The sequence below is a fragment of the Enterococcus sp. DIV1375a genome (assembly GCF_051712205.1).
GTDB lineage: Bacteria > Bacillota > Bacilli > Lactobacillales > Enterococcaceae > Enterococcus > Enterococcus faecalis.
The window spans coordinates 2,586,194-2,612,511 of sequence record NZ_JBIOOM010000001.1 but is presented as its reverse complement, the minus strand read 5'-3'; the positions used below and the strand labels follow the sequence as shown (position 1 = coordinate 2,612,511).

General features: G+C 38.0%; 25 protein-coding genes and 1 pseudogene. 14 read left to right on the top strand and 12 right to left on the bottom strand.

Going from position 1 to position 26,318, the window contains the following annotated elements:
- Window positions 1–9: 9 nt before the first annotated feature.
- Window positions 10–702, bottom strand: a complete 693-nt coding sequence (locus IGJ63_RS12695; RefSeq protein ID WP_085443201.1) for a prepilin peptidase — start codon at window positions 700–702, stop codon at window positions 10–12.
- Between the two features lie 108 nt (window positions 703–810).
- Between IGJ63_RS12695 and IGJ63_RS12690 the strand changes: the two genes are divergently transcribed.
- The 5 genes from IGJ63_RS12690 to rpsI all read left to right on the top strand — a co-directional run bounded on the left by IGJ63_RS12690 (window position 811) and on the right by rpsI (window position 4,800).
- The gene (locus IGJ63_RS12690; RefSeq protein ID WP_438746587.1) at window positions 811–2,331 is read left to right on the top strand and encodes a gluconokinase; all 1,521 of its coding nucleotides are present in this window, start codon (window positions 811–813) and stop codon (window positions 2,329–2,331) included.
- An 83-nt stretch (window positions 2,332–2,414) separates the two neighbouring features.
- Window positions 2,415–3,134: a DUF5105 domain-containing protein gene (locus IGJ63_RS12685; RefSeq protein WP_438746586.1), complete on the top strand. Its 720-nt coding sequence runs from the start codon at window positions 2,415–2,417 to the stop codon at window positions 3,132–3,134.
- A gap of 127 nt (window positions 3,135–3,261) precedes the next feature.
- Window positions 3,262–3,729, top strand: coding sequence for a Dps family protein (locus IGJ63_RS12680; protein WP_002354782.1), 468 nt, complete (start codon window positions 3,262–3,264; stop codon window positions 3,727–3,729).
- A 236-nt stretch (window positions 3,730–3,965) separates the two neighbouring features.
- Entirely contained in the window at window positions 3,966–4,394 is a 429-nt protein-coding gene (gene rplM / locus IGJ63_RS12675) for a 50S ribosomal protein L13 (RefSeq protein WP_048670019.1), read from the top strand.
- 13 nt (window positions 4,395–4,407) lie between these two features.
- A complete protein-coding gene (gene rpsI / locus IGJ63_RS12670) occupies window positions 4,408–4,800 on the top strand; it encodes a 30S ribosomal protein S9 (RefSeq protein ID WP_002354786.1) in 393 nt (130 codons plus the stop codon).
- A 51-nt stretch (window positions 4,801–4,851) separates the two neighbouring features.
- Here the strand turns inward: rpsI and IGJ63_RS12665 are convergent.
- A pseudogene (locus IGJ63_RS12665) lies at window positions 4,852–5,011 on the bottom strand (site-specific integrase); the annotation flags it as partial.
- A gap of 362 nt (window positions 5,012–5,373) precedes the next feature.
- Here IGJ63_RS12665 and IGJ63_RS12660 point away from each other — a divergent pair.
- The 5 genes from IGJ63_RS12660 to IGJ63_RS12640 all read left to right on the top strand — a co-directional run bounded on the left by IGJ63_RS12660 (window position 5,374) and on the right by IGJ63_RS12640 (window position 13,786).
- Entirely contained in the window at window positions 5,374–6,015 is a 642-nt protein-coding gene (locus IGJ63_RS12660; RefSeq protein ID WP_284955244.1) for a hypothetical protein, read from the top strand.
- Window positions 6,016–6,099: 84 nt separating this feature from the next.
- A complete protein-coding gene (locus tag IGJ63_RS12655) occupies window positions 6,100–7,020 on the top strand; it encodes a DNA-methyltransferase (RefSeq protein WP_284955243.1) in 921 nt (306 codons plus the stop codon).
- Window positions 6,989–9,745, top strand: a complete 2,757-nt coding sequence (locus IGJ63_RS12650) for an N-6 DNA methylase (RefSeq protein WP_284955241.1) — start codon at window positions 6,989–6,991, stop codon at window positions 9,743–9,745. Before IGJ63_RS12655 ends, IGJ63_RS12650 begins: the two co-directional genes overlap by 32 nt.
- A gap of 755 nt (window positions 9,746–10,500) precedes the next feature.
- Window positions 10,501–10,917, top strand: coding sequence for a (deoxy)nucleoside triphosphate pyrophosphohydrolase (locus IGJ63_RS12645; protein WP_438746583.1), 417 nt, complete (start codon window positions 10,501–10,503; stop codon window positions 10,915–10,917).
- Window positions 10,910–13,786, top strand: coding sequence for a DUF3427 domain-containing protein (locus IGJ63_RS12640; RefSeq protein ID WP_438746581.1), 2,877 nt, complete (start codon window positions 10,910–10,912; stop codon window positions 13,784–13,786). Before IGJ63_RS12645 ends, IGJ63_RS12640 begins: the two co-directional genes overlap by 8 nt.
- Before the next feature lie 43 nt (window positions 13,787–13,829).
- Here the strand turns inward: IGJ63_RS12640 and IGJ63_RS12635 are convergent, their stop codons facing one another.
- From IGJ63_RS12635 to IGJ63_RS12615, 5 genes are all read right to left on the bottom strand, one after another.
- Window positions 13,830–16,349 (bottom strand): sigma 54-interacting transcriptional regulator, encoded by a 2,520-nt coding sequence (locus IGJ63_RS12635; protein ID WP_131750330.1) that lies wholly within the window; start codon window positions 16,347–16,349, stop codon window positions 13,830–13,832.
- Between the two features lie 147 nt (window positions 16,350–16,496).
- On the bottom strand, window positions 16,497–17,324 hold the full coding sequence (locus tag IGJ63_RS12630; protein WP_002360964.1) for a PTS system mannose/fructose/sorbose family transporter subunit IID: 828 nt from the start codon (window positions 17,322–17,324) through the stop codon (window positions 16,497–16,499).
- Window positions 17,321–18,136 (bottom strand): PTS mannose/fructose/sorbose/N-acetylgalactosamine transporter subunit IIC, encoded by an 816-nt coding sequence (locus tag IGJ63_RS12625; protein WP_002365419.1) that lies wholly within the window; start codon window positions 18,134–18,136, stop codon window positions 17,321–17,323. Before IGJ63_RS12625 ends, IGJ63_RS12630 begins: the two co-directional genes overlap by 4 nt.
- Window positions 18,137–18,152: 16 nt before the next feature.
- Window positions 18,153–18,644, bottom strand: coding sequence for a PTS system mannose/fructose/N-acetylgalactosamine-transporter subunit IIB (locus IGJ63_RS12620; RefSeq protein ID WP_142956677.1), 492 nt, complete (start codon window positions 18,642–18,644; stop codon window positions 18,153–18,155).
- 12 nt (window positions 18,645–18,656) lie between these two features.
- The gene (locus tag IGJ63_RS12615) at window positions 18,657–19,076 is read right to left on the bottom strand and encodes a PTS sugar transporter subunit IIA (protein WP_002354802.1); all 420 of its coding nucleotides are present in this window, start codon (window positions 19,074–19,076) and stop codon (window positions 18,657–18,659) included.
- 257 nt (window positions 19,077–19,333) lie between these two features.
- Between IGJ63_RS12615 and IGJ63_RS12610 the strand changes: the two genes are divergently transcribed.
- The 3 genes from IGJ63_RS12610 to IGJ63_RS12600 all read left to right on the top strand — a co-directional run bounded on the left by IGJ63_RS12610 (window position 19,334) and on the right by IGJ63_RS12600 (window position 22,195).
- A complete protein-coding gene (locus IGJ63_RS12610; RefSeq protein ID WP_438746578.1) occupies window positions 19,334–20,269 on the top strand; it encodes an ABC transporter ATP-binding protein in 936 nt (311 codons plus the stop codon).
- On the top strand, window positions 20,262–21,032 hold the full coding sequence (locus tag IGJ63_RS12605) for an ABC transporter permease (RefSeq protein ID WP_002354811.1): 771 nt from the start codon (window positions 20,262–20,264) through the stop codon (window positions 21,030–21,032). Before IGJ63_RS12610 ends, IGJ63_RS12605 begins: the two co-directional genes overlap by 8 nt.
- A gap of 188 nt (window positions 21,033–21,220) precedes the next feature.
- On the top strand, window positions 21,221–22,195 hold the full coding sequence (locus IGJ63_RS12600) for a tRNA dihydrouridine synthase (RefSeq protein WP_141426238.1): 975 nt from the start codon (window positions 21,221–21,223) through the stop codon (window positions 22,193–22,195).
- Window positions 22,196–22,252: 57 nt separating this feature from the next.
- Here the strand turns inward: IGJ63_RS12600 and IGJ63_RS12595 are convergent, their stop codons facing one another.
- The 5 genes from IGJ63_RS12595 to rpsN form a co-directional block, all read right to left on the bottom strand.
- Window positions 22,253–23,788 carry a zinc ABC transporter substrate-binding protein AdcA gene (locus tag IGJ63_RS12595; protein ID WP_002401146.1) on the bottom strand — a complete coding sequence of 512 codons (1,536 nt, stop codon included), beginning with the start codon at window positions 23,786–23,788 and terminating at the stop codon, window positions 22,253–22,255.
- A gap of 20 nt (window positions 23,789–23,808) precedes the next feature.
- Window positions 23,809–23,931 carry a putative metal homeostasis protein gene (locus IGJ63_RS12590; RefSeq protein ID WP_002383181.1) on the bottom strand — a complete coding sequence of 41 codons (123 nt, stop codon included), beginning with the start codon at window positions 23,929–23,931 and terminating at the stop codon, window positions 23,809–23,811.
- Window positions 23,932–23,962: 31 nt separating this feature from the next.
- Entirely contained in the window at window positions 23,963–24,937 is a 975-nt protein-coding gene (locus tag IGJ63_RS12585; RefSeq protein ID WP_002367488.1) for a CobW family GTP-binding protein, read from the bottom strand.
- Window positions 24,938–24,952: 15 nt separating this feature from the next.
- Window positions 24,953–25,102 carry a 50S ribosomal protein L33 gene (rpmG, locus tag IGJ63_RS12580; RefSeq protein ID WP_438746575.1) on the bottom strand — a complete coding sequence of 50 codons (150 nt, stop codon included), beginning with the start codon at window positions 25,100–25,102 and terminating at the stop codon, window positions 24,953–24,955.
- A gap of 110 nt (window positions 25,103–25,212) precedes the next feature.
- Complete coding sequence (gene rpsN / locus IGJ63_RS12575; protein ID WP_438746573.1) at window positions 25,213–25,482, bottom strand: 30S ribosomal protein S14; 270 nt, start codon at window positions 25,480–25,482, stop codon at window positions 25,213–25,215.
- A 200-nt stretch (window positions 25,483–25,682) separates the two neighbouring features.
- Between rpsN and IGJ63_RS12570 the strand changes: the two genes are divergently transcribed.
- Window positions 25,683–26,081, top strand: a complete 399-nt coding sequence (locus IGJ63_RS12570) for an OsmC family protein (RefSeq protein WP_002401676.1) — start codon at window positions 25,683–25,685, stop codon at window positions 26,079–26,081.
- Window positions 26,082–26,318: the final 237 nt, after the last annotated feature.

Here is a 26,318-nt window from a genome sequence, read left to right as displayed (position 1 = left end):
TTTTATTTGCTATAACCAACTGATTGTGAGTAAGCCCAAACTTAAAAAGGGGACAAAGGGAAGTTTCTGTTCAACTGGATACCCCAAAAATTTACAACTGTAGCCATAGATTAGGCCATAACTACTGGCAAAAAATAGTAGCATCAGCAACTGAGGTACCTGTAAAAAACAGCCCCACAAACCCAGTAACAAAAGATCCCCTCGCCCCATGGCTTCCGGAAAATAATGTAAGACGGCTCGGAAAAAACAAAAACAAAAAAGACCAGTCAGTAAGTAAAACGAATGCTGACCCGCCACTTTCAGTAAGCAAAGCACAAAAAAACTAGGATAAAGAATCTTCGGTTCAACCACTAAATACCAGTAATCAATCAAGGATAATGTGAAAGCACTCGTCAGCCACCACCAGAGAATCAAAGCATCAATCGTCAGGCCAGCTGAAAAACAGCTTGCGGTTAACCCGCCCATGACAAGTTCTGCTAAAAGATAACTCTTAGCCACTGGCTGTTGACACTTTCGACAACGAAAGCGCTGCAGCAAAATCGAAACAACTGGAATTAATTCATAGAGTTGTAGAGGCTGGTGGCAACCTTGACAGTGGGAAGGGGGCCACCACAGAGAACGCCCTACTGGTAAGCGCTCCGCCACTAAGCATAAAAAAGAACCGAAACAAGCACCAATCAAAAAGAGACTCAAGAAAAACATAGGTTACCTCCTTAAAAATAAACTACGCTTTTTTTAAACTTTTTCGTTTGACTAGACAAATCTTTTTTTGTTAGGAATAATAAAAGAAACAAGAAATGAGGGAATCAAATGGAAAAATTAGCGATTGGTGTCGACGTTGGCACCACGCAAGCCAAAGCAGTGGCTTTTCAAGCAAATGGCACAGTCGTAGCTTCTAGCTATGTGCGTTATCCATTAATTCAAGAGACTGAAGGAATGGCAGAGCAAGACCCAGAAACGCTGTTCCAAGCTGTGGTGAACTGTATTCGAACCGTCACACAACAAGTGAAGAATCAACCAATTGGGCTCATTTCTTTTGCTTCAGCGATGCATGGCTTAATTGCCATGGATGCGCAAGGACGCCCATTGACCCAAGTGATTACTTGGGCTGACACACGAGCATCTGATTATGCGGAAGCGTTAAAAGAAACGCCAGCGGCCCAATTGTTTTATCAATTGACAGGCATGCCAGTTCATCCAATGGCGCCTTTGTACAAGATTCGCTGGCTGCAGGAAAATCAGCCAGACGTTGCGCAGAGCGCGGCCAAGTTTATTGGGATTAAGGACTACATTTTTTACCGTTTCTTTGGCGAATACTGGACAGATTATAGTAGTGCTTCAGGAATGGGTTTATTTAATATTCACACGCGACAATGGGAATCGTCGATTTTAGCGTATTTATCTATTGAGGAGGAACAGTTGCCAAAAGTTGCCCCGTCAACGTTCATTTTTCCAGCATTAGCGCCTTCTTGGCAAGAGATGCTTGGTGTTGAGGAGGAAACGGTTTTAGTTCTTGGTGGCGCGGATGGTCCATTGTCTAATTTAGGTTTGGGAGCGCTAGGAATGGGTGTAGCGACTCTGACCGTTGGTACTAGCGGCGCACTTCGGTATATTGTCGAGGAACCTTTTTTGCATCCGCAAGGTGAAACGTTTTGTTTTGCTCTAGATGAACAGCACTGGGTGATTGGTGGCGCAAGTAGTAATGGTGCAGTTGCGTTAGATTGGGCGAGCCAAACGATTTTTGCAGAAGAACGTCAGCAAGCTATCCAAAACGGGACCAATCTCTATGACCCAATTATGGCCAAAATTGCAACCGTGCCAGCTGGGGCAAATGGCTTACTGTTTCATCCTTATTTGCTTGGTGAACGAGCACCGCTGTGGAATGCAGAGGCGAGCGCAAGTTTTATTGGCTTGCGCAAAAATCACCATGCCGGACATTTAGCTCGAGCGGTGGTGGAAGGAATCTGTTTCAATTTAAAAACCATTTTAGAAGATTTGAAACAACTCGGTGGACCCGTTCAGGAGATTCGGGCGACAGGCGGCTTTGCTGATTCCCCTGTGTTCCGTCAAATCATGGCTGATGTGCTGGGAGAAACGTTATCGTTCACTGATAGCACCGAAGCTTCGGCATTAGGCGCTGTTTTGCTAGGCTGGCAAGGCTTAGGGCAGTTACCGAATTTACAAGCAGCGGCGCAACAGGTGCTGGTTCATGAAACGGTCACGCCACGAGCGGATCAATTGCTAGTTTATCAAGAACTGTATCCTGTTTTTCAAGAAACCCAACAAGTTTTAGCACAAAGTTATCAAAAATTAGCAGAATTCCGCAAATAATTGATAGTAAATAGCTTTGACAAATGGCTGAGAAGTTGCTTAACTAGAAGAGAGACAAAGACTTGAGGAAATGAGGATGAGAAATGAAGAAACAGCTACTACCACTATTTCTGTTATTCATTGGGGCGTTAGCAAGCTGCAGTGCACCGTCTCGTTCCGGCGAAAAAGCAGCGCAACAGTTGATAGATTACTTTATTTATCAAGAAAAGCCAGAGACATTCTCTCAAACTTTTCGTGAACCGAAAGTCTTAGCGGAGCATTTGCAGACGAGCCGTCAACAGTTCCAGAAGCAATTTTTCAATAGCTTAAAAGAAATGAACGCTGAAGTCACCGAGACTGAAGCCCAGAAGCTTAGCGCAGAATTACTGGCTCAAGTGAAGAAAAAAGCGTCATATCAACTAGTAGCCACGAAAGAATTGAATGGACAAGCGACAATCACTTTTCAGATTAAGGGCTTAGATTTTGTGACGGCGATTGAAGATACAACCACTGCTCTTCTTCAGCAAACGCAACAGGCGACACAAGCGCTAGACATGCAGCACACGTTAGCCGTTTTAAAAAAAGAAATCCAACAAATCAATGTCAGCCATGAGCCAGTTGAACTGCCATTAACGGTTAAGCAAGTAGAAGGACAATGGTACTTGCCAGCAGTGGAGCAACTGAGACTGAATCAGTTTTTTTTAGCTTTCGTCACAGGAAAAGAAGATACTGACCAGTTGACAGAGGCACTCGACACGATCCTCACTCAAGCAGAACAAAAAGTCGTCGCTGCGGATGAAAAAACAGCGATTTCAGGAAATTAATTAGATTCTTGATTGTAATTATTATAATTTGATAATAATTTTAAAAAAGAAAGGTTTTCAGTGTACTTTTTTCACAATTCATATTACACTAAGAGTGTAGAAATAATATTTAGGAGGATGACAAAGAATGAAATTTGAAAAAACAAAAGAAATTTTGAACCAACTCGTTGCAGATTTAAGCCAATTTTCCGTGGTAATTCATCAAACACATTGGTATATGCGTGGACCTGAATTTTTAACACTTCACCCACAAATGGATGAATACATGGATCAAATCAATGAGCAATTAGATGTTGTTTCAGAACGTTTAATCACATTGGACGGCTCTCCATTCTCAACATTGCGTGAATTCGCAGAAAATACAAAAATTGAAGATGAAATTGGTAACTGGGACCGCACCATTCCAGAACGTATGGAAAAATTAGTAGCAGGCTACCGTTACTTAGCAGACCTTTACGCAAAAGGAATCGAAGTTTCTGGTGAAGAAGGCGACGACTGCACACAAGACATTTTCATCGCAAACAAAACAGACATCGAAAAAAATATTTGGATGTTACAAGCCAAACTTGGCAAAGCGCCTGGTATTGACGCATAATTTAAAACAACTCCCAAAGCCGCTGACGTTGACGTTGGCGGTTTTTTTCTGTTTAAAAGGCACAAAAAAATAAGTAAAAATCTATTTTCTGAAAGCGCAGAAAAACATTGACTTTATCAGTGATTGAAGGTAAAATATTAAATGGTATTGTTTGCCCCACAATGAGCCCCGGAAACTCAAGTGTATGTCAAACATCGAAAACAAAATTGGAGGAAAGAAACGTGCGTACAACATATATGGCCAAAGCTGGCGAAGTAGAACGTAAATGGTACGTAGTAGATGCAACAGATGTTCCTTTAGGACGTCTATCAGCAGTTGTTGCTTCTGTACTACGTGGTAAAAATAAACCAACATTCACACCACATGTGGATACTGGAGATTTCGTAATCGTAATTAACGCTGATAAAGTAAAATTAACAGGTAAAAAAGCTACAGACAAAATTTACTACCGTCACTCAATGTATCCTGGAGGATTAAAATCAGTGACAGCTGGTGAATTACGCGACAAAAACTCTCGCCGTCTTATCGAAACTTCTGTAAAAGGTATGCTACCTAAAAACACTTTAGGACGTAAACAATTTACTAAATTGAACGTATACGGTGGAGCTGAGCATCCACATGCTGCACAACAACCAGAAGTATTAGATATCACGAACTTAATTTAAGGAGGGAAATTCATTGGCACAAGTACAATATAGCGGCACAGGCCGTCGTAAAAATGCAGTTGCCCGCGTACGCTTAGTACCAGGTACTGGTAAAATTACTGTAAACAAAAAAGACGTAGAAGAATATATTCCACATGCTGACTTGCGTGAAGTTATCAACCAACCATTTGGCGTAACTGAAACAAAAGGCGCTTACGATGTAATCGTAAACGTAAACGGTGGTGGCTATGCTGGACAATCAGGAGCTATCCGTCACGGAATCGCTCGTGCATTGTTACAAGTAGATCCTGACTTCCGTTCTGCTTTAAAACGCGCTGGGTTACTTACTCGTGACGCACGTATGGTTGAACGTAAAAAACCAGGTCTTAAAAAAGCTCGTAAAGCTTCACAGTTCTCAAAACGTTAATCGTTGTTATATCAACGTTTACAAGAGATTTTTGGTTCAAGTTGGTTCAAATCAACTCGATAAAGAATTTAATAAGTTTAAAGCATCAGCATTTTGCTGGTGCTTTTTTTCTGGCATTAATTCAAGACAATGACTAATTGTCGTTTGAAAACAGAAATGATACAGCAATGTCACGTAGCCCATGGAAAGTAGTGATAGATAATTCCAACTCTGTTTAAGATTTTTTGTTGGTGTACCCAAATTTTTGCTTCAGATTTACTTTTAAACGTTTTTGCTACTTGTTTTTATTTACCATGTTCCATGACAGACACATGTGCACGGGAGGATTGTTTTCCTAGTCTGCCATATCAACGTTCCTTTCTGTATAAACTGACTACTAGCAAATAATCAGTGAGTGAACCGATAAGTGACATCCCGTATGGGTTTGCCAGCTATCAAGCGAGTTTTCTGTTCCCTTTATAATTCTATTAAAACATAGATATATATGGAATTAAAATGGGTTTAATATGTTGTAACTTTTGTAATTAAAGAGTAGAATTAAAATAAATATGGAAAATATCGAGGTATATACGGATGATTAAAGAGAAAGAATATACAATACGACAAATTGCAGAATTAGGATTAAAAAAATACAAAATCAATCCTGATGAAGTTGGTAGAGAGACATTGATTGACTCTATACGTAAACAAATAGAAAAGATTATTAAACAAGTGGGTATTGAATCAGTCGGTGTGGGAAAATCGACACCCGCATCTAAACGTCTAGCAAAAACTTATTCGAAGGAAACCAAAGATACGCTACTAGATGATTATTTGTTTGATTATTTTTTAGGATTATCACAAGATGAATCAGTAAAAAAATATGTATCACCAGCAATGTACGAAGAAAAAGCTAGAGAATATAATGGGAGATATGAGGATAAATATTTAGAATTTCTAAAAAAAATGGATAAACTGGGACACGATGCTATGATGAAAAATCAAGAAAGTAATATGCTGATTAATGAACATGATTCTCTAATTCGCGAGAAGAAAAAAGAGATCATGTTAGAAGCACTATTCTCAAAATTTTATTCATTGAATATAGATGACCTAGTAGAGGATACAAACAAAGTAGAAGATATATGCTATTATAAGCAGGGAAATTTTGACGCTAATGATATGCGTGCTATTGAACGATTTAAAAATTGGGAAAGCTATGTTGAAGAAAAATAGTGACTATTCATTTTTCGACTTATTTTCGCTATATTAAATAAATTAATGTAAAATATAATGAAATGTGATGAAGGAGAATATATAGTGAAAATTGAGATAAATATTTTAGATGAATTAAAGGAAGAAAAAAAATTGATAGATAATAAGCAGAACGATAGATTAATAAATTCAATTGTAGAGGGAGACACAATTGATGTGATGAGACAAATTGCTGATAAATCTGTAGATATGTTATTAGTGGATCTTCCATATGGTACAACTCAAAATAAATGGGATAGTGTAGTTCCACTTGATGAGCTGTGGGAACAATATCATCGAATTATTAAGGATAATGGGGCCATGGTATTTACCGCATCAGGCTTGTTTTCAGCACAACTAATGTTATCGAATCCTGATGAATATAAATATAAATTCATTTGGGAGAAATCTAAGGCGACTAATTTTTTAAATGCTAAAAAACAGCCTTTGAGAAAATTTGAGGAAGTACTGGTGTTTTACAAGAAGCAACCAACTTATAATCCACAAATGAGAGATGGCGAGGCATATGATAAAGGTGTGAGAAAAGATCAATTGACAGGTTCATACGGTGATTTTGGGCCGACTCATGTAAAAAGTTCTGGAGAAAGATACCCAGTAGACATCATTTACTTTAAAACGGCTGAATCAGAGGGTGAGGTTATACATCCAACTCAAAAACCAGTTGAGCTAGGACGATATTTAATTAGGACTTTTTCTAATCCTGGAGATATAATTTTAGACAATACATCAGGTAGTGGATCTTTTTTGGTTGCGGCAATAAAAGAAGGAAGAAATTTTATTGGAATAGAAAAAAATGAGCATTCAAAACTATTTAAAAACCGAGATATCGATTATATTGAGGAGTCCAACAAAAGGGTTCAGAAAGCATATCGAGAGTTACCAAGTCACATAAAAAACTATATAAAGAAAGCTAATCTATTCGAGGAGAAAAGTGATGCCAGATTTGAAAACAAACGAGAGAAGTGAAGCAATAGAGTTAATAAAAGAGTCACAAAAGATATTTGATAATAGAGATTTAGTATTTAAGCAAGCCACGGGTGAGCAGTCCTTAAAACGTTCGGGTGGTCATGATCAACGAGCAAACACTCTATTTCCAGATATACTTTATTATGAAGATGAACTTCAGACAAAGGTTGCTCTGGGATGGGAACTAAAAATGCCAGATACTGATATAAATGATAAAGAGCTGTTTAGTAATGCTGTAGATAAGGCTGATCGACTGAAAACTAATGCTTTTGTGTTATGGAATTTTAAGCAAGTAGTAGTGTATTATCGATCAAACGAAGGTAGTTGGATGACCAGCAAGCGATGGGATGATCTCAAAGATAATACTACAAGACAGGATGTAATAAGAAATCGTAATTCCTGGAAGGCTTTGCTGTTGGAGGTAATAGTTCATTTAAATGAACTATTCAGAGAAAAAATTGTAAGTGTGGTTCCGGTACTATCTTCTGCAGAGACGATTGCAGAAGACATCGCTAACAAATACTCTGCTGAATTAGCGCAATATTATAAAGAACTTGGTAATCGCCCGTTATTGATTGAAATTAAAAGATGGTATGAAACTGAACTACTAGAATTCAGTTCGAAGTTAGTTGAAGATGTGAGTGAACAAGAAATGACTAGAATGTTTGCTAAAAATATCCTGATAAATTGGGTCAATCGGATCATATTTAGTAACCTTCTAAAAAGTCAACATAATTCAATTTATAATGCATTAGGTTTTTTACTTGATGAGAGTAGCAATTTCAATCAAATTGCGGAAGCATTCAATGAAGCAACAAAAAGTTCTGATTTCTACTCAATACTGCACTGTGATCCAACAAGTGAAATATTATCAGATAGTAGTCAAAGTGTTCTAAGGGAGTATGCGTCTTTCTTAAATGAAAAGCAATTTGATGATCTTGATCAGAAGGAATTTCAAACAACGCTAGAAAGCATTGTTGACGTTTCGAAACGCGAATTAATGGGATTATATACCACGCCCAAGTTACTTGCAAAATTTCTGGTGAAATCTTCCATAAAAAGCACGGATTCAAAAGTGATTGACCCCTGTGTGGGATCGGGGACGATTATTAGTACCACCATGAATCTTATTGCAAAATCTAAAGGAGATAGGTTTGCACATGATAATATTTGGGCATCTGATAAATATCGGATGCCCATGCAAGTGGCTAATATTTCTATGTCTTCAAAAGAAAGTCTTAATCTTCCCAATATTATTTTCCAAAAAGATTTGCTTAGCTTGCGAAGTGGGCAAAAAATAAACATAACGGATCCAATTGATGGAAAAGTTTTAGAGAAAACTGTCCCAGAATTTGATTATGTGATTTCAAATTTGCCGTTCATTCGGAGTGAAAGGATTAAGAATGATCAAGAAGAAAAAGTATGTATGGCGGAAGTTAACGAGTATCTAAAAAATAGAGGATTAGGTCCGCTAGATTTAAAAAAAGACTGGTACCAGTTCGGAATAGTTGGTATTGAACGAATTTTAAAAGATAACGGTTCCATGTCGGTAATAACGTCAAACTCTTGGTTAAAAACTAAAGGAAGAAAAAACTTTATAGAACTTCTTTTTTCATTGTTTGAAATTGATAAGGTAATTATCTCTGGAAAAGGACGTTGGTTTGATAATGCGGATGTTGTTACTACAATTTTAGTTCTAAATAAGAAAATGAGCACAAATAATCAGGTGAAATTTGTTAAATTAAATGTAGATATAAATCATATATCTGAAGAAAGTCTGACTGATTTGGCAGACTCAATGTTAATAAATGATGATAAAGGAGAAAATTATACCTCCATAAGCTATTCTAAAGAAGAAATCGTCAATTTTATAGAAAATGGATTGTCTTTAAATGTGTTATTTCATAATATGAAATGGTTTGAAAAAATCCAACATTTAATAATTCCTATGACTTCGGTATTTAGTGGAAGAAGAGGAATTAAGTCAACGAATGACAGGTTCTTTTACGATATTGCTCCATCTGAAAAGATTGAACCTAAGTATATTAAGCCGCTACTTAAAACGCCAGCTAGTGTAAAAGGTTTCACCGCTTTAGCGGATTCGAATGTATTTCTCATAAGAGATAATTTTAAAGATTTAGCGCAGAATAGTGAAGGAGGAGCTTATCACTACATTAAAAAGTTTGAGAAGCAGCCCAAAACTAAATCCCAATTAGAATTAGAACAGTGGTACCAATTACCAGATCCAGTCTATGGTGATTTTGTGACATCATTGAATCCAGACCAAAGATTATTTTGGTCATCAATTCCTAATGATCTTCTAATTAATCAACGACTAACCGTTTTTAGAGTTAAACAGGAAGTTAATGCGGATAAAAGATTAATACATGCGTTGCTTAACACTTATTTTGGACAATTTATGATTGAAGCCACTGGTTTTGGGCGAGGGCTGGGTGTTTTAGATACAACGAAAGAGGGTATAATGGATAGTGTTATGCTAGATTTTAATAAACTAAATGCTGATGATGCTCTTGAAATAGTTCAATTGTGGGAGATTATTTCCGATGAACCAGTTCCAAATATTTTAGATCAACTATCCGACAAAAAGTGGCTCGATTATAATAAAAAAGTCTTTGAGAAATTTGGTGTAACAGAAGTACTAGATGAGCTAGTGGAGACGTTCAAACAAGCGGTGATGCTACGTAACAGTGTGAGGGTTGAATGAAAGTAAATTATTGGCTCGAAAAATTATTGTGTTCATTTGATGTAATCGTAATCGGCAATCAACTTGGGCATAATTTTTCTTGGTTTTATCCACTTTTATCCATTTTTATATTTTTAAAAGGATCTTTAATATAAAAAAATATGGATGGATGTAAGATGATTTTTAGAAATATATCCTCTTAGATATTGCAGATGGTAGTTCTCAAAACGTTAATTATTTGGAGTCGTTGCGAACGTGTTCGCTTACCAATCAATTACAATGTTTCAAGACACTTTCCATTTTTTGGAAGGTGTCTTTTTTATGGTAGCAACAGTGTGTGTTCTGTCATAAACCAGTATATAAAAATTCACATACTGACAATATGTTTATCTTTCTTACCAATAGAATAATTGATTCCGATTTCAGCAAGTATCCTCATTCCGAATAACGCACTTACGCAAATGATACATTTCTTTTTAGTTGATTTCCTCATTTTGATCGCCGCTATTTCTTTTTTCTTTGAATTCATCATACGTTTTTGGGAGATATTTCTTTATTAACTTTTTCTCTCTTGCGTTTTGGAGGGAGTAAGTAGCGGTTTTTTGAGAGATTAGTATGTTTAAACTGAAGAGTTATTAAATAATTAAAGTATAGTAAATCAAAAAACAAATATAATAAATGAAATTTACGCCACTAATATTGCAACCCTAGCTTATTTATGCGATCCTAAATATAATAAAACTAACAAAATCAATTAGATTAGAGGGTTAAAATATATGAAAAAAGAAATTCACGTAGTAGGAGCAATCATAGTGGGGAACGGGAAAGTTTTGTGTTGTCAAAGAGGACCTGAACGTGCATTAGCAAATCTTTGGGAATTTCCTGGTGGAAAAATCGAGAATGGTGAGACGAAAGTTCAAGCGCTTGAACGTGAATTGCAAGAAGAATTAAAAATAGAAGTAACGATCGTCAAGGAAGAGTATGCTTTTTGTCGATATGAGTATGATTTTGGTTTCGTTAATCTAACTACATTTATCTGTTATTTAGAATCAGGTGAACCTCAGTTGACAGAACATCTACAAATTAAATGGCTAACGCCAAATGAATTAAACCAACTTGAGTGGGCGCCTGCTGATATTCCTACTGTGGAAAAATTAGTAGAAAAAGGTGTGGGAACTGAACAAAATGGATAATTTAGAATTGGCGTTACAAAAGGCATTTATTAATAAGGAAGCTCTAGGTGACGAACTTACACCTAAATTTATTGTTAACAATCCCAAAAAACATGATTATTTACTGAATACATTGAGTAAAGATTTGAAAAGCTGTAAGACTTTTTTTATAGCCGTTGCATTTATAACACCTAGTGGCTTAAATGCAATAAAAACACAACTGGCTGATCTGGCTTTGCGTGGAATCTCTGGAAAAATTTTAACATCAACATACTTAAATTTTAATGATCCACACGTATTTCGAGCATTGTTGAATATTCCAAATGTAGAAGTACGAGTTTCTAAAAAAGAAGGTTTTCATTCAAAAGGATATTTGTTTGAGATGGAGGATTATCAAAGCTTTGTTATTGGTAGTTCGAACCTAACAATGTCTGCTTTGAAACTTAACTATGAATGGAATGTTAGATTAACTTCAAGAGAGAATGGCGAGATGGTTTCTTCTATTCAAAAGCATCTCATTCAAGAATGGCATGAGGCACAGTCGCTAACCCTAGAATGGGTCGATGCATTTGAAAAAAATTATCATCCTATTGTTAATAGAAAGATGTTAGTACAAGATGTTTCTGAAAACGAGTGTTTAGATACGCAATATATTTTGCCGAACTCTATGCAGAAAGAAGCGCTTAGAAGTTTAAAAGCGCTTAGAGAAACGGGCGCAACTAAGGGAATGATTGTTTCGGCGACTGGTACAGGGAAAACGTATCTAGCAGCATTTGATGTGCAGCAATTCAATCCTAAACGTGTATTATTTATTGTTCATAGTGAGCTAATTTTAATGAAAGCATTAGAATCATTCAAATTGATTTTAGGTGGAAAAGATGATGATTATGGTGTTTTATCAGGGAATTCTAAGAATTTTGATGCAAAATATCTATTTGGAACAATTCAAACAGTATCTAAAAGTGAATATCAAGAGCGTTTAGGAAAAGAAGCGTTTGACTATATTTTGATTGATGAAGTCCATAAAGCTGGAGCGAAATCTTATATTAAAGCCATTGAATTTTTCAATCCCAAGTTTTTATTGGGGATGACGGCTACACCTGAAAGAACAGATAATTTTAATATCTTTGAGCTATTTGATTATAATGTAGCGTATGAAATACGTTTGCAAGCCGCTTTAGAGGCAGAACTGCTTTGTCCATTTTATTATTTTGGCGTAACTGATTATGAAAAAGATGGTGAAATCATTGATGAAACAACCGATTTAAAACGTTTGCTACAGAAAGAACGAGTTGATTTTTTAATAAAAAAAATTAACTATTATGGTTATTCGGGAGATAGTCCTCGAGGCTTGGTGTTTTGTAGTCGTAAAGACGAAGCAAGGCAGTTAGCAGAGATGTTTAACGATCGTGGAATTCCGAGTGCTTATTTATCAGGTGACCATAATTTTGGTAAAAGAGAAAAGGAAATTAAGCGTTTAGATACTGGAGAGATTCATTATATCTTCACGGTTGATATTTTTAATGAAGGTATTGATATCCCTAAAGTAAATCAAGTAATTATGCTGCGAAATACGCAATCTAGTATTATTTTTATTCAGCAATTAGGTCGGGGGCTAAGAAAAGACCCATCAAAAGAATTTGTTACGGTAATTGATTTTATTGGTAATTATAAAAATAACTATATGATTCCTATGGCTTTATCTGGAGATAGTTCTCAAACTAAGAATAGTTTACGTCGCGATACAATTGATGTGACGTATATCAGTGGTTTATCTTCAATTAATTTTGAAAAAGTTGCTCGTGAACGTATCTTTAAATCAATTGATCAAGCTAAATTAGATGCGATGTCAGAACTAAAAGCTAGTTATTTTAAGTTGAAAAATCGGTTGAATAGGGTTCCTTACCTGAATGATTTTCAAGTGTTAGATGGCGTGGATCCATTGTTGATTATAGGTAAAGAAAAAACATACTATAATTTCTTGGAGAGGATTGGGGAAACAGAAGCTAAATTAAGTGAAGAAGAAAACGGTGCACTAAAATTTGTTTCTGTAGAATTGCTATCAGGAATTCGCCCGCATGAACTTTATGTTATTGAAGAATTTTTAATGACAGATAAAGAACAGTTATCTTTAGAGGAAATCACAGCGCTGTTTGATACGTTTAACCTGACGTATACGACAGATACTCTAGCATCTGTTGTTAAAGTCTTAGATTTATCTTTTTACGAGTCAACAATTAGAAAACGTTATTTGTTATCACAAATGTTTAAGATGAAAGAGAATTGTTTACAAATAACAGAAAAATTCAGAGAGTTTAAAAAGAATTCTTATTTTATCAATTTGATGTTAGATGTAATCCATACAGGGATTAACAAATCTATGGAGTATGATTTATCCCAACCGTTAAATTTATACAAAAAATATCGTCGTAAAGATGTTTTACGATTATTAAATATGAACTTTAATCAAAATGAACAAAGTATTGGTGGATATACAAACAGTAACAATCATTTTGCTATTTTTGTAACTTTGGATAAAGGCAAAGATTTTAAAGCTGCACGTATTGCTTATGAGGATGAATTTATTGATGAACGAACATTCCATTGGTATACAAAAGCGCCTAGAAATCTACGCTCACCAGAAGTTCAACTTTTGCGAAATCCTGGGGAATATAAATTTCATTTATTTGTGAAACGGAAATATAATCAAAAAGAGAATGAAACAGATTTCTATTATCTAGGCGAAGTAGTCCCTCTTCAAGAAACTATCCAACAAGTTGAAAAACAAGACAAAGAGGGTAAGAAAAAAAGCGTCGTTAAACTAGACTTTACCTTAGAAACACCTGTAGAACCTAATATGTATGAATTTTTAATGCAGAACACAAACTAAAAAAAGCCACTTTCCAGAGGAAAGTGGCTTTTCCCATCCCTCCTCACCGAGAAGACAAAATTTCATAAATCACATAGAGTTCCCAGTTGGAAATCTCTATTCGATAAAACTGTTCTAGGGTATAGAAAATGTTTTTAGCATTTTGGAAAAATGGTTTTTGGTTAATGGTTAGTTCCTCTAGGTTAGCAGGGATTTCATAGTCTTCAACGCCGAGCATGGTTCGCTCTACCATGAGCGCGTTGTGCATCATTAAGTTAAATTTCATTTTGCCGCTGAGTGTGAGGTCGAAGCGTTTTTCAATGTTTTTTGTAACGTTTTCGACTTGTTTAATAATGACGTCAGGATTTAGAAATTCTAGTTTTTCTGACAAGCCCTCTTTCGAGAAGAAGTGAACAAATTCGTTAATCATGCTATCGATGTTATTGGGATGCATCAAGTTTTGGAAAGGTTCCATCAACTGGGTTCCTGCATCTTCGTCTAACATGTCTAAGAGATTCACGCTAGCAACATTCGTATGATTGTCTAAGTAGGACGTCGTCAAAATGAGCGAGGTTTCTTTTAAATAATTTTCTTCGGCGTTGGCAATGTCTAACGTGTTTACCAAATCTTTGTATTTTAGGGTAATGACTTTAATATCAGTATACAGGTATTTTTGACAGATTTGTTTGATTTGCTTGGCAATATCCAGACCTGAAATACTAGAGACAATGATATTTTTTTCCACTGAAAAGCCTTCAAAGTACTGTACATCGGTTTTAAATTTTTTTTCAGCGGTTTTAGCAATACCATAGAAAAGTTGTTCGTTCATTAATTGATGACCAATTTCCAACGCATAGGCAGTGGTCAGGTTATTGATCACCAAGAGTTCTCCAAGAATTTGCGGTTTCAAACTTTTATAAAGTTGTGTCAGGGAACCCATATCGACGAGCATGATGACGCCTTGTGATGTGTCCCGCTGAGAAAGCCAGTCTTTAACTTCGGCGACGATATCTCGGACGGAGGAGGTTAAGGGCATGTTAATCGCATCGAAAATATAGGTACCACATAATTTGTTGGCAACGGCTTGAATACTTGTGGCAGTCGATTCACCATGCGCCACGAGGAGCGCTTGGTAAGGAATCGTTTCAGAAATTTCCCCGCTGAGTAATACAGATAAGAGTACCTCTGTCAAGTAACGGTATTCTTCTGGCAGCGGACTGACTAAGTTTTTGACGAGGGAAACCGTTCGCGGATAGTGTTCTTTTAACTGTGCTTGGACTGGAAGGAGCATTGTTTCGTTAAATGTTGGCGGTAAAATTTTCAGCAATTTGGCAACATCTTTCATCGGTTTTTCAGTTTGCTCAGGTTGGTTAATAATTAGTTTGTTTTTGGTTTGGACTTCCGTGACTAGGTTTTGTAAAAAATAATCATTTTCCAAGGTTATTTCATCGTCTAAACAATATTTAATGAATTGTGTCAGTTCAGTTTTTAAGTGGGCCAGTGTTTTTTCTTTTGTAAATAAGGCTTCAAATGTTGCGAAAATATCGGAAGAAAGTGTGTCTTCTTCTAACACTTCTTTGTCTAAAGGAATCGCAATCATTGGTTGAGTCGCATCGCCAATGACGACAGGTTGATTGGGCAAAGTTTTTCGTAATTGCGACGCGCAAAGGAGCTGCACTTTGTTGGATAAACTTCCCACGTTACCAGGTTCGTCATTTTCTAATAATGCCGTAAAGATTTCTTCGTCCACGTTGATGTCTTTGGTCATTCGTTTTGCTTCTCGGTGGAATAAGTTTTTCAAAATCGCAATCCGTTCTCGAATGGGGCGCTCTTTGAAGTTCGGAAGTGAGACGATTACGGAAATTCGGCGATAAAAGGTTGGTAATAAGACTTTTTTCGGGTTTTCGGTGGTCGCAAATAGTAGCCGGACCTTGGAATGGACCATTTTTCCTTCTTCACCAATAGGGCGGAAGGTCCCGGTATCCATAAACTGAAAGAGTTTTTCTTGGTTTTCGTTGGATAATCGATGTACTTCATCTAAAAAGAGTACGGAATTATTAGCTTGGGCCAAGAGTCCTTGTTTTTCTGATTCAGCCCCAGTGAATGCGCCTTTGGTATGGCCGAAGAGAATGGATGATAGCAATTCGGGATTATTGGCATAATCGGCACAGTTAAAGGTATAGAATTTTTCCAGGCCAATGATTTGTTCGTTTTTTAGATACTCATAAATCAGTTTTGCCAAAAAGCTTTTGCCGACGCCACTGGCTCCATGGATTAATAAAGGCATACCCAATGGGGGATACAACATAGCGGCTTTGCATTGTTCAATGGCTTTTTTGGCGCTGCCTTGGCTACCGATGTATTGTCGAAACACATCGGTCGTGGGGGTTGTTGCACGGGTTAATTGCCAATAAACGGGTTTTTTTCCCGTTTGTTGGACTTCACCTTTTTCCAATAATTTATTTAAGTATAAGCTGGTTACCGAGCGGCTTAATTGAATTTTTGTGGCAATTTCTTGTGTGCTCATCGGGGTGTTGCTGGTTTCTAAAATATCAACTAAGTGTTGGTAGGTCTCCAAGCGCATGATTCATCGTCCTTCCAAAAGAGAGGTCGGGAAAGGGGTTGCTTCTGTTCCCGCCGTTTATCAGCTTTTAAGCCTGAGATAAAAATCACTTTGGATTTTTGTCTCAGGCTCTAAGTGTTTAATAATTAAATGTTTATTGTTTCAATTTTAACAGATGCCTAGTAATCCTAGCAAGATGCCTAAGAACATGATGCCAAACATCACTACGTTAACATTGACTTTTTTGCGTAATAGCCAGAAAGCAAGTAATGTCACGGCTAATGGTACGATACCGACGAATAGTTGATCCAAATAGTCTTGGATTTTAACTACATCTTCGCTTCCTTTAACGGAAACTTCAAGAATCGTTTTGAATTTTACATTTGAAGCAGTCATACTGCCCATCATCATTAAGCCTAGCATACTTGATACTTTTGTGAGTATCTTCATTCCGCCTGATTCGTACATTTTTTGGATAAAACTTTCACCGATTGAGTAGCCGCTATACAACGCATAATAGTGAATCAGGAACGCAGGGACGTTGTATAAAAGTAAGAAGACAATCGCCCCTAATGGCGAACCAGTGCTGGCTAATGAAATCCCAATACCGGCAGCAATGACACGCAAGATGCCCCAGAAGAAGGAATCACCGATGCCTGAAAGTGGCCCCATTAGTGAGGCTTTAACCGCTGTAATAGAGCTAGCATCAAAATTTTCGTCTTCACTGTTTTGTTTTTCCATCGAAGCAACGAGCCCCATGATGAAGTTATTGATATGCATGGTTGCATTGAACCAAGTGGTGTGACGCACCAATGCCTCGGCCCGTTCTTCCTTGGTTTTATAAAAACGATTGATAACTGGGAGTAAAGTGTACATGACACCCACTGCGTGGTATTGTGTAGCTCCTGTCCGGCTAGCGTTCATCGTCCAAGAACGCCAGAAAACAGAGCGCATCATTTTTTTCTCTTCTTTAGATAAATTCTCTTTTAACTTCATGCGAAAAAGTCCTCCTCTTCGATTTCTTTCGCGCTGCCTTCAACCGCAGAAGACGCCGCAGGTTTTCTTTTTAGAATGTCGCGAAATTCTACATCCCGTTGGGCACTCACGACACAAATTACTGTCCCGATAACCGCCACCGCAACGGCTGGTAATTGTAGGTATGCGGTTAAAACAAAGCCTAAAATGTAAAAGACGGCCAATTTATTATCCCATAATAGTTTCATTAACATAGCAAACCCAACGGCAGGTAAAAGTCCGCCAGCTGCGCTTAAGCCGTTCATCAAATTTTGTGGAATACTTTCAACAAACAGATTTACTGGCCCGCTTCCTGCTAAAATTCCGATAAATGAAATCGAAGCGATGATTAAATAATAAATGATCCACGTTCCGTAATGCAGTGTCACAACCATTTTTTGGTTGCCTTCACGTGCTGCTTTGTCAAGAGAAGGAGCAAAGATATTCATAAAGACATTTTTTAAAAACATCACCACGAAAGCGGCTAACATCCCAATTGGTACGGCTAACGTCATGGCGGCTTTTTGTTCGACATTTGAAATAATTGCAAACGTTGTGGCTAAAGTAGTCGCAGTTACAGGTTCCGCTGCGATAACACCACCGATATTAACATTTCCTAAGAAAATTGCTTCCAGAGAGGCCCCCATTAGAACCCCTGTTTTCATGTCGCCCATTAAAATTCCTGTGACTAATCCAACGACTAAGGGACGTTCCATCATACTTTGACCAGTTAAATAATTCCCAGCAAAACAGATAAATACAGCTAAGGCTGCCATTGTTGCATGCATAAGCATTGTTCATTTCCTCCTTTTAATTGACGGCTTGTTTTAGACTTAATTTTGAGTTGGTTGGCAGGACTTGGTTATAGCTTTCCACGTGAGTCAAACTGGCTAATTCTTTGGCAGCTTCTAACTCTTCAGGGTTTAATTGGACACTTGGGAAAACCATTGTTTTGGTGGTTGGATCTGATTTATCAAAGCGGCCAGCGTTGGCAACATTCACACTTTCAATATTTGTCACGTTTTTCGCAATTTTAGTAGCATCCGCTACACTGTTCACAATTACAAAAATTCGTTTGTCTTTGCCACGAGGATCATTGAAGACATCAATCGCATCATCGACTGAGCGAATTAATAGTTTCATGCCATTAGGGACAGCCATTTTTAACGTCATTTGCATTACTTCGTTTTTGGCTGCTTCATCATTCGCTACAACTAATAAGGGGGCATTCAATTCTTTGGTCCAAACTACGGCTACTTGGCCGTGAATTAATCTGTCGTCTACTCGTACTTGTGTAATCATTTTAATTTCCTCCTAAAAAAAGTTTTCTTCTTCATTTGATGGGTTTAATTCAACGAATTGAATTTGTGCTTCAGCAATTGCTGCTTGAATATCTTCTTTGGTTAGCTTTTCGCCTTCTTTTAAGAAAATCAGAGATAAGGCAATGGCTAAGTTGGCATTGGAAATGATAAAAACATTGTCTGGTTTTGTCGTCATGACTTCTTGAACAATTTTTTGATTGACACTACCACCATATAAATCTGTTAAAATAATAGCTTGTTCTTCTGCGCCAAGGGACTGAAGAAACGTTTGAATAATTGGCGTGTAGTCCTCAGGAGTCACATAGGCATTGATGACCGCCAGCTCTTTTCCTTTGTCTGCGAGAATATCCAAGGAACTTTGGAAGCCTTTCGCTAAGTTTCCATGACTAGCAATTAAAAATTTTCTTTTCATTCTTTTCACCTCACTTTTATATAAAGCAAGTTCTGTGCCAAAAAAAGAGAACTCTAAATCCTTGATTTAAAAGGGTTTTAACGCTCTTGAAACTGTTTAAACAGTTTCAAGTCAAAATAAACACGTTAATCGTTGGCTAGTTTGTTGTTGAAAAATAGCTAAGCAAAACTGTGAAAATTAATCAAAATAACCCCCGTTTTTATCGAGAAGTGTTACAATAATATTCATGAATATTTATACATTAAGGAGAGTTACGAATGACTGATGCTCTTGTGATACAAGATTTACGCAAAGTGTACGCTTCAGGTGTTGAAGCGTTGCGGGGGATTGATTTAACAGTCGAAGAAGGCGATTTTTATGCTCTTTTGGGACCAAATGGTGCAGGGAAATCAACGACGATTGGGATTGTGACCTCGTTAGTTAATAAGACTTCGGGGAAAGTCAAAATTTTTGGGTATGATTTAGATACGGAGATGGTGCGGGCGAAGCAACAGATTGGGTTAGTGCCGCAGGAGTTTAACTTCAATCCGTTTGAAACGGTCCAGCAGATTGTGGTCAATCAAGCGGGCTATTATGGGGTGTCTCGTAAAGAAGCCATGAAACGGAGTGAAAAGTATTTAAAACAATCCAATTTATGGGAAAAACGGAACGAACGGGCTCGAATGCTTTCTGGCGGAATGAAACGTCGCTTGATGATTGCTCGCGCGCTGATGCATGAGCCGAAGTTATTGATTTTAGATGAACCAACTGCAGGTGTCGATATTGAATTGCGCCGTGAAATGTGGGCCTTTTTACAAGAGTTAAATGCGCAGGGAACCACGGTTATTTTGACGACCCATTACTTAGAAGAAGCTGAGATGTTGTGTCGTAACATTGGGATTATTCAGTCTGGTGAATTGATTGAAAACACCAGCATGAAGCACTTGTTAGCAAAATTACAATTTGAAACGTTTATTTTTGATTTAGCACCTTATACGCAGGCGCCAGTTATTGAAGGCTATCAAAGTGTGTTTGAGGACGAGTTAACGTTAGCGGTGGAAGTGGAACGAAACCAAGGAGTCAATCACTTGTTTGAACAGCTAAGTCAACAAGGAATCAAAGTATTGTCAATGCGGAATAAGTCCAACCGTTTGGAAGAGCTCTTCTTGAAGATTACCGAGGATACGTACCAAAGGGAGGATCAACATGTTTAGTCTGTATTTTACTGCTTTAAAAAGTTTAGCTGTGAAGGAAACCAACCGTTATTTACGGATTTGGGTCCAAACACTGGTACCGCCAGTGATTACGACGTCCTTATATTTTGTGATTTTTGGGAAAATGATTGGCGGGCGAATTGGCGACATGGGCGGTTTTTCTTATATGGAATTTATCGTGCCAGGTTTAATTATGATGTCAGCCATTACAAGCTCGTACGCCAATGTTTCATCTTCCTTTTTCTCACAAAAATTCCAGAAAAATATCGAAGAAATTCTCGTGGCGCCAGTTCCAACTCATGTGATTATTTGGGGATTTGTGATTGGTGGCGTTGGTCGTAGTATTTTGGTCGGTGCGTTAGTCACCATCATTTCTCTATTTTTTGTGCCATTGCACGTTGTTTCTTGGCTGATGGTCATCATGACTTTGTTGATGACAGCGATTCTCTTTTCTTTAGCTGGTTTGTTAAATGGTATTTTTGCGCAATCCTATGATGATGTATCGATTGTGCCGACCTTTGTGTTACAGCCTTTAACCTATTTGGGTGGGGTTTTCTATGCCATTTCCATGTTGCCGCCATTTTGGCAAGCTGTCTCAAAAGTTAATCCGATTGTTTACATGATTTCTGGGTTCCGCTACGGTTTCCTAGGGGTTCAAGATGTGCCAATTGGTATTTCTATGACCATTTTAATCTTATTTATTGTCGTTTTATATGGCATTTGTTGGTACCTTGTAGAAACAGGGCGTGGCTTACGTAGTTAAGCCGTAAAAAGATTAAACTGTCTGAATCACTCATTCTAGCGAGCAGATTCAGACAGTTTTCTTGTTTCTAAGTATGCCTTTTTTGATTCTTCGTGCATTTCCCTGTATAATAGCAATGTTTCGCACCAGAACATGTCGACAAGTTGTCGTTGAAAATAAAGAAAAAATCAGAAACGGAGTATATGAAGATGAGCAAGAATTTTTGGGCAACATTGCCAAAGCCCTTTTTTGTTTTAGCACCGATGGAAGACGTCACTGATGTGGTCTTTCGTCATGTCGTGAAAGAAGCTGGGGCGCCAGATGTGTTTTTTACAGAGTTTACTAATTCAGATAGTTATTGTCATCCTGAAGGAAAAGACAGTGTGCGCGGGCGCCTCGTTTTTACAGAAGATGAACAGCCGATGGTGGCACATATTTGGGGGGATAAACCGGAATTTTTCCGTGAAATGAGTATCGGCGTAGCGGAGATGGGCTTTCAAGGATTAGATATAAATATGGGCTGTCCTGTGCCCAACGTGGCTGAGCGCGGAAAAGGCAGCGGGTTAATTTTGCGCCCAGAAGTCGCGGCTGAATTGATTGACGCCGCCAAAGCAGGTGGCTTACCTGTTAGTGTCAAAACACGCATTGGATTTACTGAAATGGCGGAAATGGAGGCGTGGATCACGCATTTATTAGAGCAAGACATTGCGAATCTATCCATTCATTTGCGAACAAGAAAAGAGATGAGTAAAGTGGATGCCCATTGGGAGGTCATTCCGCAAATTATGGCTATTCGGGACCGTGTCGCACCGCAAACGACAATTACGATTAATGGGGATATTCCCGATCGTCAAAAGGGCCTAGAATTAGCAGAACAATATGGTGTAGATGGCATCATGATTGGTCGGGGGATTTTTAAAAATCCTTATGCCTTTGAAAAAGAACCCAAAACACATACGCCACAAGAATTGCTGGGCTTGCTACATTTACAATTGGATTTGCAAGACAAATATGCAGAATTGGTGCCTCGCTCCATCGTTGGGCTGCATCGCTTCTTTAAAATTTATGTCAAAGGCTTTCCAGGTGCCAGTGATTTAAGAGCACAATTAATGAATACAAAATCAACGGATGAAGTGCGCCAGTTGTTAGCGACGTTTGAAGCAGAACATGGCGTGCTTGACTAAATAAAAAAAGAGAGGAGATAGCATTTTAGCTAATGCTATCTCCTCTCTTTTGAATGCTTAATGCGCAATCATTTCTTGGGCAATTTCTTGTTTGCTTAAGTCGTTTGGATAATACGTTGGCCAGTTGTCCATTTCATTGAACAGACTTTCTTGGCTATCGCCGCCGAAGAAGATGTGGAAATGAGCGGCTTTCGTTGGTGCGATGTTGTGGTCACTAAATTGGACGTATTTAAACCGCCCAGCATTAGCATCGTCTGTTTCAAAAAGGAAACGGACGCCACGGTTGCCTTTTGCATAGTTTAAAATTTTATAACCGGCTGCTTTATAGGTGAATTTTTGTGGTTTGCCATCGACCAGAAACTCGATGGTGGAATCAGTGATGTTGATGTGGTCGACATCGGTTTGATAGCCGGCATCATAGTAGGTTTTGTATTCGGCTGGTGTTTTATCTTTTTTCAGCTTCGCTTTGTAATCGAAGACTTGGTCTAATGTGCCATCTTTTAATAAAGGATAGACGGATTGCCAATTTCCAGCGTAATCTGTCAGTGTTCTCTCAGCCACCTCACTGTCTTTGAAATAGCCGTTAGCCACGGTTTTTTCTGTTTTTTCAGAGGTTTCTGGCTGAACCTCTTTCCCAGCTGTATCTGTTGTTTTTTTCAAAGCAGTTAAGTTTTCTTTCATTACAGAAAGATAATCTTCGCCATTGTCCATTTGTTTTTGTGTCAAACTTTCTAGCGGGTTTAGGACTTCCAATTGAACATTTGCTTCGTCAGCTAACGTTTTAGCAATTTTATCGTTGGCATTTTTTTCAAAATAAATATAGCGAATTTGATTGTCTGTGACATATTTTTTCAACTCTGCCAAACGCCCTGCAGTTGGCTCTTGTTCAGGTGTTAAACCAGCTATTGGCACTTGTTTTAAGCCGTAATCTAAGGCAAGATAACCAAATGCAGCATGTTGGGTAACAAAACTTTTTTGCTTAGCGTCTTTCAAAGCTGTTTGGAACTCTTTGTCTAATGCTGTTAATTTTGTTAAGTATTTTTCTGCGTTTGTTTCAAATGTTTTGGCTTTTTTAGGGTAAAGTTTGACTAATTGTTCTTTGATGTTTGTAACTTCTTGGATGGCACGATGGGGTGAAACCCAAGTATGCGGGTCTAATTCATGGTGGTGGCCTTCTTCGCCATGTTCGTGGTCATGGTCGTGTCCGTCTTCGTCACTACCAGGAAGTAAGACCATGTTTTCGGTACCTTTAATGACGTTCGGGGCTCCTTTTTTCCAGCCTTTAGCAGCTTTTGGTACCCAAGATTCCATATTTTCATTGTGATAAACGAAAACATCCGCATCATGGATGGTAGCCATATCTTTGGCGGATGGTTCATAATCGTGGGGTTCAGAACCAGCAGGGATTAACAATTTGACGTCTCCTTCATCGCCTACAATATTTTTAGTGAAATCGTACATAGGATAAAAAGTCGTGACAATGGATAGTTTTTCTTTGCCGTCAGCGGTTTTATCAGAGGTGTTTGTTTTGCCGCAAGCGCCGAAAAGGATTAGCGATAAGGCGGCTAACAGGGGAAGAGTAAATTTTTTCATAGGTGTGCTCCTTTAGTGAATTACGCAATTTTCTTTTGTTTATTGCGCTTATGTTCTTTAATGATTTTAAGTGCGCGTTTTCGTGTTTTGATGTTGGGACTTTTCAGTCGACGATAAGCGCTAGATAAGTCAGTTTTTTCCATTATATAGGACCTCTATTTCGTAAAAAATAATTTACGGAGTAGCTATTTTGTTGAGGGTTTGAAAGGTTTCTTGAATTTTTTTTGTCTCTAATTCTTTGCCAATCAGAACAATTGTCGTTTCTTGAGGGGGTTGATTCGTCATTTGAAAGGCCACTTGCTGGTTGACGCCTTGCATGGCAATGGCCAAGTCATGCTCCTGTAAGGCGAGAATCCCTTTGAAACGGTATAACTTTTCCTGATGTGTATACATTAACCAATCAAGCCAACGAGTGAAAAGAGGTTCGTTGAGGGCTGAGGACGCCGTTAACGTTAGGGAGTGAAAGGTATGGTGATGATGCTCGTGGGCGTGCTCATGCGGGGAATGAGTCATTTCGTGTTCTGTAAGTGTTGCCGTAAACTTATTTAATTGAAAAAAGTCACTAGCCAAAAGAGGCTCGTTGGCTTGAAAGGATAAAATATCAGCAAAAGGATTAATGGTACGAAGGGTTTCTTGGAACGTTGGTAGCTGAGTGCTGTCTGCTGGTTCCTTGACAGAAAAAAAGAGGCGATCTGCTAAGGCCAGTTGTTTGATGGCTTCGGCTTCTTGAAGCTGCTGTTGCCAATGATGCCCATCAACGACCGTTAAGAGACTGTCTATATAGAAATGATTTTTGATGTGCGGGGTCGTTAAAATTGTTTGAATGATTGGTTGCGGATCAGCAATGCCCGTTGTTTCTAAAATGACTTGGGCAATGGGTTGTTGTTCTTCTTGATACACTTCTAAGATTGCTGATAAAGAGGCAAGAAGATCTCCTCGTAAGCTGCAACACATGCAACCGTTATTTAATTGAATAATTCGTTCCGTGGTTTGTAAAAGTAATGCGTGGTCAACGCCTGTTTGACCAAATTCATTTTCAATAATAATAATTTCTTCTTTAGGAAACGGTGACTGCGCAAGCGCATGGTTAATTAAGGTTGTTTTTCCTGCGCCTAAAAAGCCAGAAACAATGGTGATTGGAATGCCCATCAAGTTTTCCTCCTGTTATTTGACTTCAGTGAAAAGTGCGCGGCGCCGTAGTTTGGGTGAATATTTTTTCAGCTGTAATTTTTCTGGTGTATTTCGTTTGTTTTTACTTGTTAAGTAAAGGCGCTCGCCAGTTTCAGCGCAAGCTAACGTAATGGATTGGCGCATAGTACCGTCCTCCAATTTGATTTTTTTAATTGCGTATAAAAGATAAAGGGGGCTGCGAGGTCAGCCCAAAGGCGACTGTCCTCGCTAGTTGTCTTTATCGAAATAATGAGTTACCAGCTTGCTTTTTTGACGCCAGGAATCAAGCCTTGGTTAGCCAATTCACGGAAACGAATCCGAGACATGCCAAATTTACGCATGTAGCCACGTGGGCGCCCATCTGTTTGATCGCGGAGTTTTAAGCGACTTGGATGAGCATCTTTTGGCAATTTGCTAAGACCTTCATAATCGCCAGCTTCTTTTAAGGCTTGGCGAATAGGCGCATATTTTGCAATCATTGCTTGTTGTTTTTTTGCTTTAGCAATTTTTGATTTTTTAGCCATAAGGCACTTCCTTTCTTTTTGGATTTATAAAATCTAAATCGTAATGGTTACGATTTGAACGGAAGTATATTATCAGGTGTTGCGTTGTTTGTCAAGTGAGAATTTTGTTTTTTTTAGGACTTGCTAAGTTGAGAAGTTAGAAATGTTTGTTTTAGCGCTGTTTTGTAGTATCTTTTAAGAAAGAGTAAAAAGGAGTGAAGATGGCAATGGTAGAACGTTTGACGATTATTCGTGGTGTGGAAAAATTTGAATTACAAACGAAAACAGCGCACTGGGTGTTAGCAAAAGAAGAGGGATATTCGCCAGTTCAAATGCTCGTTTCGGCAATTGGCGCTTGTGGGGGATACGTGTATCAATCCGTTTTGGAAAATTCGCACATTCCCTTTGAGTTTGAAAAAATAGAAGTCACGTATTCAAGAGAAGTAGAGAGACGCGCACAACCATTAAAACAGGTGACGATTCTCTTTTATGTGTCTGTTCCAGAAGACTTTCAAGCACGGGCGACACGGTGTTTGAAGCTTGTCTCCCCAAACTGTCCAGTGATTCAATCATTGGCTGAAAGAATTACTGTCGAAGAAACAGTTGTATTTAAAAAGTAAACTATTAGAGACATTATCGTTACGAGCGCTTTTCCTTTTTTGGATGCCTCGTTTCTGAGAATGTCTTTTTTTAGAGGAGCGTGGGGAAATAGCTGTAGAAACAGGAAATTTTTAATTCATTTGTACAAAATAATACAGACAAAAAACAGATAGTGTTTTTTTCACAAATAAAAAGGTTGCTTTTTTTTCTGTTTTAGTAGATGATGTAAGTAGTTACATCTCTGATATAACGCTGTT

Bases quoted from the DNA above. Each gene is read 5' to 3' on its own strand.
- IGJ63_RS12605 (WP_002354811.1), top strand. From the start codon at position 20,262: ATGTTTAGTCTGTATTTTACTGCTTTAAAAAGTTTAGCTGTGAAGGAA.
- IGJ63_RS12640 (WP_438746581.1), top strand. From the start codon at position 10,910: ATGGATAATTTAGAATTGGCGTTACAAAAGGCATTTATTAATAAGGAA.
- IGJ63_RS12590 (WP_002383181.1), bottom strand. From the start codon at position 23,931: ATGGAAAAAACTGACTTATCTAGCGCTTATCGTCGACTGAAAAGTCCC.
- IGJ63_RS12585 (WP_002367488.1), bottom strand. From the start codon at position 24,937: ATGGGCATTCCAATCACCATTGTTTCTGGCTTTTTAGGCGCAGGAAAA.
- IGJ63_RS12630 (WP_002360964.1), bottom strand. From the start codon at position 17,324: ATGAAGTTAAAAGAGAATTTATCTAAAGAAGAGAAAAAAATGATGCGC.
- rpsN (WP_438746573.1), bottom strand. From the start codon at position 25,482: ATGGCTAAAAAATCAAAAATTGCTAAAGCAAAAAAACAACAAGCAATG.
- IGJ63_RS12625 (WP_002365419.1), bottom strand. From the start codon at position 18,136: ATGCTTATGCATGCAACAATGGCAGCCTTAGCTGTATTTATCTGTTTT.
- IGJ63_RS12570 (WP_002401676.1), top strand. From the start codon at position 25,683: ATGGCAATGGTAGAACGTTTGACGATTATTCGTGGTGTGGAAAAATTT.
- IGJ63_RS12685 (WP_438746586.1), top strand. From the start codon at position 2,415: ATGAAGAAACAGCTACTACCACTATTTCTGTTATTCATTGGGGCGTTA.
- IGJ63_RS12660 (WP_284955244.1), top strand. From the start codon at position 5,374: ATGATTAAAGAGAAAGAATATACAATACGACAAATTGCAGAATTAGGA.
- IGJ63_RS12595 (WP_002401146.1), bottom strand. From the start codon at position 23,788: ATGAAAAAATTTACTCTTCCCCTGTTAGCCGCCTTATCGCTAATCCTT.
- IGJ63_RS12610 (WP_438746578.1), top strand. From the start codon at position 19,334: ATGACTGATGCTCTTGTGATACAAGATTTACGCAAAGTGTACGCTTCA.
- IGJ63_RS12620 (WP_142956677.1), bottom strand. From the start codon at position 18,644: ATGATTACACAAGTACGAGTAGACGACAGATTAATTCACGGCCAAGTA.
- IGJ63_RS12635 (WP_131750330.1), bottom strand. From the start codon at position 16,349: ATGCGCTTGGAGACCTACCAACACTTAGTTGATATTTTAGAAACCAGC.
- IGJ63_RS12645 (WP_438746583.1), top strand. From the start codon at position 10,501: ATGAAAAAAGAAATTCACGTAGTAGGAGCAATCATAGTGGGGAACGGG.
- IGJ63_RS12650 (WP_284955241.1), top strand. From the start codon at position 6,989: ATGCCAGATTTGAAAACAAACGAGAGAAGTGAAGCAATAGAGTTAATA.
- IGJ63_RS12615 (WP_002354802.1), bottom strand. From the start codon at position 19,076: ATGAAAAGAAAATTTTTAATTGCTAGTCATGGAAACTTAGCGAAAGGC.
- IGJ63_RS12695 (WP_085443201.1), bottom strand. From the start codon at position 702: ATGTTTTTCTTGAGTCTCTTTTTGATTGGTGCTTGTTTCGGTTCTTTT.
- rplM (WP_048670019.1), top strand. From the start codon at position 3,966: ATGGCCAAAGCTGGCGAAGTAGAACGTAAATGGTACGTAGTAGATGCA.
- rpmG (WP_438746575.1), bottom strand. From the start codon at position 25,102: ATGCGCCAATCCATTACGTTAGCTTGCGCTGAAACTGGCGAGCGCCTT.
- IGJ63_RS12690 (WP_438746587.1), top strand. From the start codon at position 811: ATGGAAAAATTAGCGATTGGTGTCGACGTTGGCACCACGCAAGCCAAA.
- IGJ63_RS12600 (WP_141426238.1), top strand. From the start codon at position 21,221: ATGAGCAAGAATTTTTGGGCAACATTGCCAAAGCCCTTTTTTGTTTTA.
- IGJ63_RS12680 (WP_002354782.1), top strand. From the start codon at position 3,262: ATGAAATTTGAAAAAACAAAAGAAATTTTGAACCAACTCGTTGCAGAT.